Source organism: Paenibacillus xylanexedens (genome assembly GCF_001908275.1).
Lineage (GTDB): Bacteria > Bacillota > Bacilli > Paenibacillales > Paenibacillaceae > Paenibacillus > Paenibacillus xylanexedens_A.
In genome coordinates this window covers 2772063-2784810 of the sequence record NZ_CP018620.1, presented here as the reverse complement: position 1 = coordinate 2784810, position 12748 = coordinate 2772063, and the positions used below count along the sequence as shown (strand labels likewise).

Genomic DNA, 12748 nt, shown 5'->3' with positions numbered 1-12748 from the left:
TACCGCACGACCCCTGTTGCTTAATCCGCCACTCCGTTATCTCGTCTCTCCACCCTGCGCAGCTTCGTAAGTCCCGGTTCAAACGTATACGGAACAAATCTGATCTCAGGTAGGGTACATTCCAGACGCTCTCCCAGCTTCATCAGTTCACCCCGTACATCCGTCTCGACCTGCTCCATCACTGCGCTCCCGCCAAGTCGAAGAGATACTTCCATTGTTCCGTCTCCTTGCTGCACCACACGATAATGTTCAATATCCGGCGAAGCCGCAATGACCGAACGGGTAACGAAATCCGGAAAGACCGGTACCGCCTCATCCGTATGCATGTTTGAAAAATAAAGCGTGTCATCACAGCGGCCTTCAATCCGCTCAATGGCGGTAAACGGGGAACCACAGGCACATGGCAGCGCCGCCTCGGTCAGAATATCATTCAACCGATACCGGATGATCGGCTGTGATGTTCTGGAGAAGTCCGTAATAATGGGCACGAACCGCAGGGTGGCGGGATCAATGAACTCTTTTTCAATATGCACGATATCTTCATTCAAATGCAGTGTGCCATAACGACAGGTCGCACCCAGAAATCCTTCCGTACACTGATAGACTTGATGAACGGTCTGTCCGAAGACCTGCTCCAACACCTTGCGATCCAGGGGGTCCAGCACCTCGGCAACAGAGATGATTTTATCCGGTACAGCGGTCAGGTGGCCTGCCACATAGGCATCCGCCAACAGACGCAGCATGGATGGAGGAGCCACCCACACGGTAGGTTGGTAGGTTTCCAGCCGATTCACCAAGGTCTCCACACGCTCCAGCAGATCAAAGTACTCAAACTGCAATTTGCCACGTTGCACCGATTCATACAGATTACTGTTGGCCCGCAGGAAAAACGCAATCTTCGCAGGTTTCCACAGTCCACCAGGAAGCAACTTAGCCAGCACTGTGCCCGTCCACGCATCCTGCTCCCGATCACTCACCAAAAATATCCCCCGATTCCCTGACGTCCCCGAAGACAGTCCAACCGTCACACCTTGAATGGAAGGTTTGAAATCGCGTGTTTCTTCACTTTCACCCGCAAGAACCAGCGCTTCGTCCTTGGTAATGCCCACCGTGTTCAGTGTATCGAAGTGCTCCATCATGATTGATTTGTCAATCAAGGGAAAGCTTCTCCAGTCGGATGCGTCCAATCTCCCCCACCACTTCTCGTAAAATGGAGATCGGGCACGAATCTGATGAACATGCCGAATAATCCGGCGTTCTTGCCAGCGCTCCAGTTGTTCTCGTGCCTTCCATGTTCGCAGCCCACGTGCGAGTGCATAATGAACCACAATACGAAAGGTATTACTCATCGTGCTGGCCCTCCTTCACCCCAAGCGTCCAGTGCATCTCGACAATGACTCGGCACAATCCGAATGTGGGGAAACTGCTGATGCAGCTGAACCAGTCGATCAAAGTTCCGTCCATACTGCTGTCGATCCGACATAATGATTCCAGCAAGAATGTTCGGTCTGCGCTGTTCACGAAAAGCCCGACTCGACCACACCGCGTCCGCGCAGAGAAAATAGTCATGTTCTTCCGTACGCAGCAGGAGTCCCATCATGCCTTCTGCATGACCGGATACATCCACCCCCAGCAGACTGCCATCGCCAAAGATATCGTAGACCTCATCAAAAGGGAAAGCTTCCCCCGCTCTTGTCCATCGCTCAGGCTGACGCGTAACAGGCCATGATCTGGCCATAAAATTCTCGGGTAACAGCCCGGCAAGAAAGCCTGCTTTTACAGCCGCAATCGGACCAAGTGAGCGCACAGCATCATAGGCTCTTGGCAGATAGATGAATTGTGCCTCCGGGAAATCTCGCACACCCGCGATGTGATCGCCGTGAAAATGAGAGAGGATGATATACCGAATATCGGAAGCTTTCAGTCCAAGCCCAGCCAGAAAATGAACGGCACTATCCTCCTCACGATAGACCACTGGTGTAATATGACGATACAGTGCGTTAGGCAAATGAGCCGTCTCCTCGAAAAAGCGGGAACTATATCCCGTATCCAGCAGGATCGGTCCATGTACGGGATGAATGATGCAGGCAAATCCTGCCGGGAAAGGTACTGGGCTCCATCGACCACCACGCAGCGTCAGAAACTCTGGATGTGTACAGTAACCCGCCGCACCCAAATATAGTTTTACCGGAGTTGTCGTCAGCATGATTCAGCCCTCCACCAGTCTGCAAATTGTTGCAATCCCTCTTCAATGGACACCCGAGGGATGTATCCCAATTGCTCCTGTGCATCCGTAATATCCAACGTCTGTGGGATGGATAAGGAGCCGACTGTATACCTTGTTAACGCAGGCTCACCCAACGCAGGAATATAGCCATGAACTCGCTCCAGCAACGCTGCCACACCATATGCCATCCGATAAGGAATGTTTCGACGATGCAAGGGCATATCCAGCATGCCAAACAGGCTGCTCACCAACTCACTGAACGCCCTCGGATCGCCATTGGAGATATTGTAGGCTCTGCCGAGTGCTGTGGCATCAACATCTCGGCACAATAATAGGGCATCCACCACGTTATCCACACATGTCAGATCGATTAATGCCTGTCCACCACCGATCATGGGCACGCCCGATTTTGCGTTTGCTGCGACAATTCTGGGAAATAACGTCTGATCATACGGACCAAAGATCGCTCGCGGTCGAATCATGATCGACGGAAGTCCCTTCGCATGCCCCTCCATTACAACCTGCTCAGCGAGAAGCTTCGTGGCTGCATAATGATTGGCTGATTTGGATGGCAACGGGTCATTCTCATGTACGTTAAATCGCGGTATGTAGTTAAAATATATACTTGGAGTTGAGACATGTATGAATCGCTGTACCTCATGATGCAGGCAGACATCAATGAGGTTTTGTGTGCCTTCTACATTACTGCTATAAAAGTCACGATAACGGCCCCATGGCGAGGATAGAGCTGCACAGTGAAACACCACATCCTGTCCCGTACACGCTTCGTTCACGACAGCCTCATCCCGTATATCTCCATTCAGGAATCGGATTCCTGCCAACTCAAGTTCTGCCCCAACTTTGGGCTGTCGGCCCATGCCAGTGACTTCCCATCCCTCTTGTGCAAGTCGTATCGCGAGATGCCTGCCCAGACATCCCGTAGCTCCTGTAACCAATGCTCTGTTCATTGTTGTTCACCGTTCCATTCTATGTCGTGAGTCAAAGCTTCAGTCAGCGAGCACTTCTGCGATCTTGCCAGACGCCATGCGGCCAGCACCACTCCGAATTGTTCCATTAAAGGTTGAAGATCCTGTCGTGCATAGACCACATCCCTGGTGCCACGCCACGCTGCTATCCATGCCCGGAACTTTCCTTTGCCGAAGATCTGCTGAACCCCGCTTCCCAGCATGGGAAGCATGAGCATGGCTTTGCTGCCCCGTGCGGGCGTGATCATTCTTCTTTCTTTGACCAACGTCTCCGGTTCAGTCAGTGCACGCACCAAGTCATCTCCGGGGTGAAACAGATGAATCCCACTCGTTGCCCTCGGATTACACTCAATTGCATATACTTGCCCATCCGGACCTTCTATAAAATCAAACCCAATCTGTCCACTAAAACCCGTTGCCTCAACAAATTGTCTCACCCACGCAAGGGCATCATCATGTTCCACCTGTTCAAAAAAGACACTGGCTCCCACGCTTCCTGTACGATAGCGACTGTCGTAAGTGGCATGTGCAACCAGTTGCCCTTCATGCGCTATGCTGTATGTACATAACATCTGACCAGGAATGTAGGCCTGTGCAACCCAAGGGGAAGCAACGGATAACTGCCCTTCTTCCGGAGGGTCGTTACAGAAATGTCGACGTTTCTTTTCGCTTACGTTTCCTTCCTGATCCGTCCCTACCCCAGTGTCATCGGTCATGAGTGTTGGCATGCGAACTTTGGCTGCAAAGCGGGAATACACCGGTTTCCACACCCAATCTCCTACTTTTCCCAGAACAGACTGAGCTCCCATCCATTCCTCCCGACTGGTGATCAGGCGTGTATCCGGAACCGAAAGACCGAGTGACCCTGCAAGCTTGATAAAATTATATTTATGGTGCAGCTCATGTAATTGCTCCAGAGTTGTAACCAGGACACGGCAATGTACACGCAGTCTGTCTGCCCCTTGAGCAACATAGAAGACTTCTTCACACATCGGAATCAACAGGTCAATCTGCCAATCCTGAATCAACCTTTCCAGCTCCGCCAGATAAGCATGTGTCTCATGACGTGGCGACGGGACCACAGCACACTGTTCCACTGCACGAGATAATCTGGTCAGATGCCGTACGGCACTCTCCGCAACATAGACCCGATGGCCTGCTCGATGAAGCATGCGTGCCAGATCAAGCGTTACAGGAGCCCTTCCGCCTGTAAGCAACACACGGAGAGAAGCAGATGTACGATGTCCGGTTTCCCCAGATCTAGTAGTCAAAAATGAGTCCTCCCAATGATAATCCGGCAGCCGTGCCAATCATCAACACCCGATCTCCACGCTGAATACGCTGTTGTCTAATCGCTTCATGCAGACCCATCGGGATAGATGCCGCGATCGTATTGCCGTGATTTCGTGTGATGTCCATAAATCGATCTTCAGCAATGCCAAGCTTCTTACGGATCAGTCTCATCGCCATGGCACTTCCCTGATGGGGAATGACCAATTGGAAATCCTCCATTCGATTCCCGGTAGCCTGCAGCATATCGCTGATGAAGCCAGGCAAAAGTCTGGAAGCCATGCGGAAGATCGCCTGTCCATCCATATGAAATAGGTAGGGTTCAGGCTGATCTGCCTTATAATTCGAAGCATGCAGCCGTGTACCTCCACCGGCAATCTCCGAGAAGCGAGCACCTCGGCTGTAGGTTTGAAGGGAAGCATGTACAATCTGAGAGGATGACCCTTCAGGCGAACGCTCAATAATAACAGCGGCCGCTCCATCTCCGAACAGGGCCGCACTTTCTTTATCAGACCAATTTAGTCCGGCTGAGGCAATCTCGGTGGCTACGAGCAGTACTCGCCGGTAACGTCCAGCATCTACCATATAGGAGATCACATCGAGTCCGTTCAGGAAACTCAGGCAGGTTGCATCCATATCAAAAGCAGGTACGCCAGAATCTTCCTGCCCCATAGCCTGCTGGATAAATACCGCCGTACTTGGCAGCGGTTGTTCCTTCGTGCCACTGGTACACACCAGACAGTCGATATCACTGAATTGTAATCCTGCATCCGCCAGTGCAGCTTGCGCAGCCCGCGCGCCCATGAAAGAGGAGGTTTCTTCACCCGAAGCATAATGGCGCACACCTACACCTGTGGCTTTGCTGACCCAGCCCGCAGGCACGTCTAAGCGGCGATCCAGTTCCTCATCGGTGACTTCCTGTTCAGGCAGGTACTTCCCTGTTCCCGCGATCCTTACTCTTCTAAGTTGCATTTCCCCAACCTCTTTCTGTTCATCTGACTGATATATAAGTTCGTATTCAAAAAGACCGGTTTTCAGTACCGAGAAGATGGGATGAAGCTAGAAATGGAGTAGCGGAGCGTAGGAAAACTACGTGAGCAACGGACATTTCGGCTGAATTCCATATTCGATGCTGATGATGCCGATAGGCATCCTTCGTAATCAAAAGCGGACTTTTTGAAAAACCTCTATAAGTTCAGCTAATTAGTATTTACACAGACACTCCGATGACAGAACAACCTTCCGATCGCTGTTATCCCCAGATTTTTTTGATTCCCTTCTTAAAAAGGGAAAATCCGGGGATAAGCATATGCTTCCGATGCAGCTTTCTTTCAGAAAGCTTGTAGGCGAACGCTTCGCTTCTTCAAGTTATTTCTGTCCTCTCCGTTATCGTGTAAATGTTTAGTTGAACATATATAAATGAAATGAATCCTCCACCTCAAATGGCGAAACGCCATGACGTAAACCTTAAAATATATAATAAAGGGCAGATGCCTCTGCCCTTCCTGTTGTGTTTTCTTTTGTTATGAAGTGTCATTTCTTCTTATTCAAAATCTCGGCAAGAGCTGCATCTAGTGTACCGTATGTGAACGTGAAGCCTTCCCTCTCCAATCGCTCTGGAATCACCCAACGACTTTTGAGAACCAGTTCCGTCTCGGTCTGTATGAAACATGCGCCCAGTTCAAGCATCCAGCGAGGAGAAGGCAGTCCAATCCGCACACCCATCTGTTCTCTCAGACGCGCCATTAGCTCCCGATTCGTCACCGGATGCGGAGAGGACGCATTGAACACACCATTCAAGTGTGGATGCTCTTGCAGATAGATCACCATGCGGAAGAGATCCTCGATATGAATCCAGCTGAACTGCTGTGTTCCTGCACCTTGAGATCCTCCCAATCCAAAACGGACGAGGTTCGTCATGGGCACCATCACGCCACCCTCGCCCAGCACAATCGCAATTCGCAGTGCAATCTGACGCGTAGACGGCAGACTGAATTCAAAGAAAGCCTGTTCCCATGCCTTGGCAACGTCGACCGAGAAGCCAGAGCCAATCTCGCCCTCTTTTTCCGTCATGGGACGATCTTCAGCATGTCTGTATATGGTCGCTGTACTCGAATTAATCCATAGTTCGGGAGGATGATTACAAGCCAGAACGGCTTCGCCGAGAATACGCGTGGTACGGGTTCTGGATTCCAGAATGGCTTTGCGATTCTCCTCCGTATAACGGCAGTTCACCGATTTACCTGCCAGGTTAATTAACATCTCTGCTTCTTCCAGTACCTCTATGATTCCTGCACGATCCTCCCAAGCAATATGACCGGGCTGACGCGAGATAATTAACACCTCATAACCTAGTTTCTTGAATCTTTGGGCAAAATCCTGTCCGACAAATCCCGTTCCACCAGCTAATACAACCTTCTTCACGGTATCCCCTCATTTCCCATACTGGGTAAAGATTTCGCAAGAAATAGATCAAAATGTTTCTATACATGCAAAATGCAGATATTAGATTAACACCGCCGGTGACCCGTTGGTTTGATTTATTTCGCACCCAGGGCTGCGTACAAACGATCCCGCTCTTTGATTGCCCATTCGTTTGCAGGGTTTTGTTCCAGTTGATATCGGAGTTCATCATAAAAATCATGGATCATGAATCCGTCCGGCAAGTTCCCAAGCATCGCTGTAAAGTTGTACTCTGGCAGTGTTTTCTTTCCTTCGCTGATCTGCTTCAGCCAGTCCATCCACTTTGCAAGAGTAAGCACTTCCTCCTGCCATAACTCAGCCTGTAACCCAAGCGCATCCTGAAGTTGTTCGTACGCCAATGGATCAGCGAAGACGCGGCAGGCCTGAACAGCCAGTTCATACAACTCGGTCACTGCACGGCGTACCTCATGCTCAAGTTCGACCTCCAAGCCTCCCATGTAATCCTGAACCTGAATGCTCTGTCCATCATCGTATAATAGCGGTGCCTGGGCTAACAGGCGTACAATCTCTTCCATCTCGTGCATTGAAACTCGCTTCTGCTCATAGAGAGCAGGTAATTGATATGCTGTAATGATCATTCACTCCTACATCGTTCTTCTATTAATGACCTATATTATAACATGGTTTGGCAATCATCTATCAGGATAACTTGACTATCCACTACAAGTTGTAGTAGTTTATGCGTACTACGTAGTGTAGTAATACAATCGTTATGGGCGCATAACGATGTTAAGGAGTGTTCACTGTGAACCAGATTCAAAAATTATCCGAAACAGAAATGGAGTTAATGGTCGTTATATGGTCATGCGCCCCACCGGTCACCTCGACAGAACTATTAGACATATTCGCTGAGAAGGGGAAAGCGTGGAAAGCGCAGACCATGTCTACCTTTCTATCACGGTTGGTGGATAAAGGCGCACTTACCGTCACGAGACGTGGACGAACCAATGATTATGTACCTCTTCTACAACCCGAAGATTACAAACTACAGGAAACGCAGCACGTTATTGATGGACTCTACCAAGGTTCAGTTAAAAATTTGGTTTCGGCCATGTATGATGGCGACAAGCTTTCAGACGATGACATTTCAGAACTGAAAAAATGGCTTTCGGAAAAGTAGGTGCAGATGATGAACATCTTTTTTGAAATTCTGTGCAGCCTGACCGTGGCGGGAAGTATCGTTTCTGTTTGTATTTTGGCACTACGACTTATACCCGTATCTGTTTTTCCGACCAAGTGGCTCTACAGACTCGGTAAAATGGCTATCTTGTTTTATCTGTTCCCGGTATCTCTTGGCCTTTCATGGCTTTTGGATATGGCATTCCAAACGACATCAACTACACAGGGTACGGAGAATGCAACAGCTTCGCTCTTACTCGCAGGAACGTTTATCCCGGAACAAACCATTTCGGTAACTACAGCCTGGTTCTTGTTATTCGTATGGGGCATTGGAGTCATAGGTTTTTCTGCATGGCAGGTGTACTGTTATCGGAGATTTTTGAATGAATTATCTCGTACACGTACGTCAGTCCTCTGTAATAGTGAGGCAGCTATACAGCTACCATTAATCAAAGAGGCTTTGGGTCTCAAACGCAATATCACGCTTGCTCACAGCACTCTAGTACGTAGCCCTATACTGGTTGGCTTGTTTAAACCAACGATATATCTGCCACCCGAAAATACGGTGAAAATGGACATCAGCATGGTAATTCATCATGAGTTGGTACATCTAAAACATAAAGATCTGTGGGTCAAGGCTGTGACCTTGGGGGTTAGTGCACTGCACTGGTTCAATCCCCTGATTCATATGATTCGTCTTGACATTCATACTTGGAGCGAGTTGGCCTGTGATGAAGATGTGGTGAAAGAGATGTCCCACGAAGAACGAAGACGATATGGTGAGACAATTTTAAATGTGATGGCGGGAACCAAGAAAATACCTGCTCAATTTTGTTCGTCCCTATCGGGTGAAGGCAAACAATTAAAAAGGAGATTGATGATTATGTTTAATGTAAAGAAACTGAAAAAGAAACATTGGATGTTAAGTATGGGAGCCCTCCTGCTTATTACAGGTGTAAGTACGTCCACTGCCGTATGGGCATCAAACCACACAGTTAAAGTAGAGGCCCATGCTACTGAAGCTGTGCCTGTTCCTTCTACTGATGGATCTTCTGAAATCGTAGCTTCTCCCAACAAGGTCGGAATTTCCGAAGCTGTAACTGCTCCTTCCACTTCCGAAACTCCTGAAATCGTGGCTCTCCCTGAGGATGAAGTTTCCGAAGCTGTGCCAGTTCCGTCTGCTACTGTACCTTCTACTACTAAACCTTCTGAGGCTAAAGTTGTAGAAGCAGCAACTGTTCCTTCTATGGGTGGATCTCCTGAAATCGTATCCGTCCCTTCCGAGGCCCAGGTCACCAAAGCTGTACCTGCTCCTTCAGAAAAATAACCTATCGTTAAGGATCAATAACATCCTTATATGCAAACAAGACGAAGCATAGATCATAGATCTCCAGCTTCGTCCTGTTTCCGTTTTTCTGTCATGTGCATTAAATAAATGTTTTGATCGTAGCAAAATATTCACGGATCATGTTGACGGGTTTCAGATAACCCGGTGACGGGGCCGATATGCCATATTCTGCCGCATAACCGTTCTTGGCAGCAATATATTTGGAGCGGAACATATGATAGTCACTGGTGACAATCATGATCTCGGGATGCTCTAACCCGGATTCAAGAATGATTTTTTTGGAAAAGGCCAAATTCTCCTGTGTACTTGTGGAGCGATCTTCCATAATCACTTGGGCGGGGTTAACCCCCTGTTCAATCAGATAGTTTTTCATGGCAAGCGCTTCAGGAATCGATTCCCCGGGTCCCTGTCCACCCGATACAATGACCGGTGTCTGAGGGTGACTGCGAATGTAGTCCAGACTGGCATCCAACCTTTGTTTTAGGGTCAATGACAATTCCGTTCCACGGATGCCTGAACCCAGAATAATGACATAGTCCGCTTCTTCCGGATCATTCGCACCAAGCTGTGTGAATAAAAGTGCTTCGATAATAACAAAAGAGACGGCAACCACGCCAAATCCGGTAAGGATAATCCGTTTCAGAATAACATGCTTCTGATAGTCGATCCGTCTTAGAACGATAAAAGCCACCGTAATCATTCCGAATAACATGACTGGGAATCTTTGGCCCCAGAAGATCAGAAATGCCACAAAACATGCCAACAGGACAAGATCAATGATCAGTCCATTTTTTTGTAAGAACTTTTTTATCAAATCCGTAGACACTCCTTCTTGTACCCGCTATTCAGCAAATCATTTATTATTCAAGCTGTTATTATCGTTAGTTTCGGCCATTGTTCCTGCCAGCGCTTCTTCTGTACTCTCTGATTATAATAGTCAGCATCCGTGAAGAATGGACTTTTGCGGACTATAAGATGATACAGATCATGCAAACCATGCGGAGCACAGATGTTCACCCGATCCTCTTCATCCAACTGTACTGCTATAGCAGTCACAACTTCTGGCCAGTAGCGAAGAGCATCTTCAGTAGAATGATTAGGAACTGTGCCATTGCGCAGATGCATTCTCGCCTGATTTTTGACCGACCACTTTGAATTGCCCGTCTCCTCACAAAGCTGTTGTTCGAGCTGTATGTCTCGCTCCTCACTCAAGTCTTGTGCATCATAATAGACAACATCAATATCGCTGTGAAGTTCACGAAGATCATATCCATGCAGAACATCCCAGATGTAATTACGAATATATCCTGCACCTATGTAACTTTGAGGCAAATGGAGACTACGAACTCGCCGCAGGTCATGCATTAAATGCTCGTGTTTAATGATCGTCTGAATGAATGGGTCCTCATATAACATATCTGCCTCCTGCGGTTTACCTCATTGTCCTCTTATAGCTGTTAACCTTCATTCCAATATATCATGTTTACCTATCTGCAATAAAATGAACAACGCTTGAACATCCTCTGTACAACTTCGAATCCCTGATTAATCACAACCAAATAACCCATAAACAGCTTCGGTTATCCGAGTGTTTATGGGCTACAATGATCGAGTTTGAAACGGTTAAAATTTATTTAATCGGTATCCAGATTTGCGGCGGTTGATTGGGCCCCGGGTATACTTCCAGTTCCGGCATATATGCGTGCTCATAAGGATTGGATGGAAACCATTCCGAAATAATCCGTTTCCACAGAAGCTGCATACTTTCCGGCATCGGGCCTTCTACTTCAAATACACTCCATTTGGAAGCAGGCATGGTGAAGCTTGATAATCCTTCCGGTACTTCACCATCGTAAGTTGTAGCAATCCAGTATTGCATCTGTTTCTCCTGAATTTCACTCTGATCCACAACGACACCGAGTAACCCTGGAATATCCCCATTGTTCAATTCAAATAAACGATCCTCTGTACCGCTTGTCCACGCTTCCTGCCACATCTTCCCGATGCCTTGCAGATGTTCTCCATCTGCATATGAGAAAGTCTGCTTTACTCCGACCAACGTAAATTCGGGATGTTCAACGATTTTATATTTCATCGGCTCTGCTCCTTTAAGACTCACTTGAATCACCAGACGATTATACGATTGGACAGCTTTACTATTCTTACGAGCCTCACTGGGTGCGATCCCATGTTGTCTACGAAATGCTTTGGAGAAAGATTCCGGTGTGTCGTAACCGTATTTAAACGCCAGATCAATGATTTTGTGATCACTTTGAAGCAGCTCATGTGCCGCCAGTGTCAATCGTCTGCGTTTTATGTACTCAGCTACAGTAACATCAGTTAATAAGGCAAAGGTACGTTGAAAATGAAAAGGAGAGATATGGGCCTGCGCTGCAATCTGCTCCATCGTCATATTTTCGAGCAAGTGGTCTTCCATATATTGAATAGCGACCTGTAATGCGTTGATCCAGTTCATGTAATAATCACTCCTTGATGTCTAATATAACGGATAAACCACCCAAAAACCTGTCATGTTGTGCTCTCATATGTCCGGTTAATGTGCAAAGACGTTGTTCATATAACGCCCTGCCCAGGCTTTGAACTAACCAAAGACAAGGGGAGTCACAAAATTTGACAATGTCAACGAATTATTATAGCCTACAAGTATAATGATCGTTCTATCTTATTTTGAAGGGAGAGTATCATTGAATATGAGCAGCAAAAAAGAAATACTTTTGAACGTGGCTGAAGAATTGTTCTACCTTCACGGCTTCCATTCCATCGGCTTGAAGCGGATTATCACGGATGCCGGGATTGCCATCATGACGTTATATAATCATTTTGAGTCCAAGGATGATCTCATTGTCCAGGTACTCTTGCGACGCGAACAGCGTTATTTAGAACAGCTCAGGCAATATGCAGACAATAAAGCACAACCTATGTTTCTCAATCTGGCTGAAGGACATGCGAACTGGTTGAAGGAACACGAATCAAGAGGTTGCTTATTTTTACGCGCCAAAGAAGAATTCGGAGGTCATACAGACCATATCATCGTGCAGACAGTAAATGCGCATAAAAGACATATGCGAACGTTAATCCAAACATTGGCGCCTGTTGCAAGTGATCGAGATCTATTGCGATTCTCCCTGCTGCTGGAGGGTTCCACGGCACTTGCTGAGACAGAAAATGTAAATGACGTCTGCCGTGAACTGATCCATATGACGCAGACCAGTTTCAAGTAATGCGATTCCGGGTGAGTTAGTAGTTCAACTCACTTTTTTATTTAATAAGAAA

13 protein-coding genes are annotated in these 12748 nt (G+C 47.6%); 3 read left to right on the top strand and 10 right to left on the bottom strand.

What is annotated here, in order from left to right; genetic code table 11:
• Positions 1-20: 20 nt before the first annotated feature.
• The 7 genes from BS614_RS12490 to BS614_RS12460 all read right to left on the bottom strand — a co-directional run bounded on the left by BS614_RS12490 (position 21) and on the right by BS614_RS12460 (position 7565).
• The gene (locus tag BS614_RS12490) at positions 21-1349 is read right to left on the bottom strand and encodes a F390 synthetase-related protein (RefSeq protein ID WP_074094268.1); all 1329 of its coding nucleotides are present in this window, start codon (positions 1347-1349) and stop codon (positions 21-23) included.
• Positions 1346-2206: an MBL fold metallo-hydrolase gene (locus tag BS614_RS12485; RefSeq protein WP_074094267.1), complete on the bottom strand. Its 861-nt coding sequence runs from the start codon at positions 2204-2206 to the stop codon at positions 1346-1348. The genes BS614_RS12490 and BS614_RS12485 overlap by 4 nt, the downstream gene beginning before the upstream one ends.
• Entirely contained in the window at positions 2200-3195 is a 996-nt protein-coding gene (locus BS614_RS12480; RefSeq protein ID WP_074094266.1) for an NAD-dependent epimerase/dehydratase family protein, read from the bottom strand. The genes BS614_RS12485 and BS614_RS12480 overlap by 7 nt, the downstream gene beginning before the upstream one ends.
• Positions 3192-4484: an ATP-grasp domain-containing protein gene (locus BS614_RS12475; protein ID WP_084174514.1), complete on the bottom strand. Its 1293-nt coding sequence runs from the start codon at positions 4482-4484 to the stop codon at positions 3192-3194. The genes BS614_RS12480 and BS614_RS12475 overlap by 4 nt, the downstream gene beginning before the upstream one ends.
• Entirely contained in the window at positions 4474-5475 is a 1002-nt protein-coding gene (locus tag BS614_RS12470; protein ID WP_074094265.1) for a beta-ketoacyl-ACP synthase III, read from the bottom strand. Before BS614_RS12470 ends, BS614_RS12475 begins: the two co-directional genes overlap by 11 nt.
• 561 nt (positions 5476-6036) lie before the next feature.
• Positions 6037-6927 (bottom strand): TIGR01777 family oxidoreductase, encoded by an 891-nt coding sequence (locus tag BS614_RS12465; protein WP_074094264.1) that lies wholly within the window; start codon positions 6925-6927, stop codon positions 6037-6039.
• A 116-nt stretch (positions 6928-7043) separates the two neighbouring features.
• Positions 7044-7565 (bottom strand): hypothetical protein, encoded by a 522-nt coding sequence (locus BS614_RS12460; RefSeq protein WP_074094263.1) that lies wholly within the window; start codon positions 7563-7565, stop codon positions 7044-7046.
• A gap of 167 nt (positions 7566-7732) precedes the next feature.
• On the opposite strand from BS614_RS12460, the gene BS614_RS12455 reads away from it, so the two are divergent.
• Together BS614_RS12455 and BS614_RS12450 are read left to right on the top strand one after the other, a co-directional pair.
• Complete coding sequence (locus BS614_RS12455) at positions 7733-8107, top strand: BlaI/MecI/CopY family transcriptional regulator (protein ID WP_074094262.1); 375 nt, start codon at positions 7733-7735, stop codon at positions 8105-8107.
• 6 nt (positions 8108-8113) lie between these two features.
• Positions 8114-9433, top strand: coding sequence for a M56 family metallopeptidase (locus BS614_RS12450; protein WP_244898312.1), 1320 nt, complete (start codon positions 8114-8116; stop codon positions 9431-9433).
• Positions 9434-9533: 100 nt separating this feature from the next.
• Here BS614_RS12450 and BS614_RS12445 read toward each other — a convergent pair whose 3' ends face one another.
• The 3 genes from BS614_RS12445 to BS614_RS12435 all read right to left on the bottom strand — a co-directional run bounded on the left by BS614_RS12445 (position 9534) and on the right by BS614_RS12435 (position 11930).
• Complete coding sequence (locus BS614_RS12445; protein ID WP_084174512.1) at positions 9534-10268, bottom strand: YdcF family protein; 735 nt, start codon at positions 10266-10268, stop codon at positions 9534-9536.
• 50 nt (positions 10269-10318) lie between these two features.
• Positions 10319-10870, bottom strand: a complete 552-nt coding sequence (locus BS614_RS12440) for a nucleotidyltransferase family protein (RefSeq protein ID WP_074094260.1) — start codon at positions 10868-10870, stop codon at positions 10319-10321.
• 214 nt (positions 10871-11084) lie between these two features.
• Positions 11085-11930, bottom strand: a complete 846-nt coding sequence (locus tag BS614_RS12435; protein WP_074094259.1) for an AraC family transcriptional regulator — start codon at positions 11928-11930, stop codon at positions 11085-11087.
• A 235-nt stretch (positions 11931-12165) separates the two neighbouring features.
• Here BS614_RS12435 and BS614_RS12430 point away from each other — a divergent pair, with 235 nt between their 5' ends.
• Positions 12166-12696: a TetR/AcrR family transcriptional regulator gene (locus BS614_RS12430; protein ID WP_074094258.1), complete on the top strand. Its 531-nt coding sequence runs from the start codon at positions 12166-12168 to the stop codon at positions 12694-12696.
• Positions 12697-12748 lie beyond the last annotated feature (52 nt).

Coding starts and splice junctions, on each gene's coding strand:
- BS614_RS12470 (WP_074094265.1), bottom strand. CDS start 5,475: ATGCAACTTAGAAGAGTAAGGATCGCGGGAACAGGGAAGTACCTGCCT.
- BS614_RS12480 (WP_074094266.1), bottom strand. CDS start 3,195: ATGAACAGAGCATTGGTTACAGGAGCTACGGGATGTCTGGGCAGGCAT.
- BS614_RS12460 (WP_074094263.1), bottom strand. CDS start 7,565: ATGATCATTACAGCATATCAATTACCTGCTCTCTATGAGCAGAAGCGA.
- BS614_RS12435 (WP_074094259.1), bottom strand. CDS start 11,930: ATGAACTGGATCAACGCATTACAGGTCGCTATTCAATATATGGAAGAC.
- BS614_RS12485 (WP_074094267.1), bottom strand. CDS start 2,206: ATGCTGACGACAACTCCGGTAAAACTATATTTGGGTGCGGCGGGTTAC.
- BS614_RS12490 (WP_074094268.1), bottom strand. CDS start 1,349: ATGAGTAATACCTTTCGTATTGTGGTTCATTATGCACTCGCACGTGGG.
- BS614_RS12450 (WP_244898312.1), top strand. CDS start 8,114: ATGATGAACATCTTTTTTGAAATTCTGTGCAGCCTGACCGTGGCGGGA.
- BS614_RS12430 (WP_074094258.1), top strand. CDS start 12,166: ATGAGCAGCAAAAAAGAAATACTTTTGAACGTGGCTGAAGAATTGTTC.
- BS614_RS12440 (WP_074094260.1), bottom strand. CDS start 10,870: ATGTTATATGAGGACCCATTCATTCAGACGATCATTAAACACGAGCAT.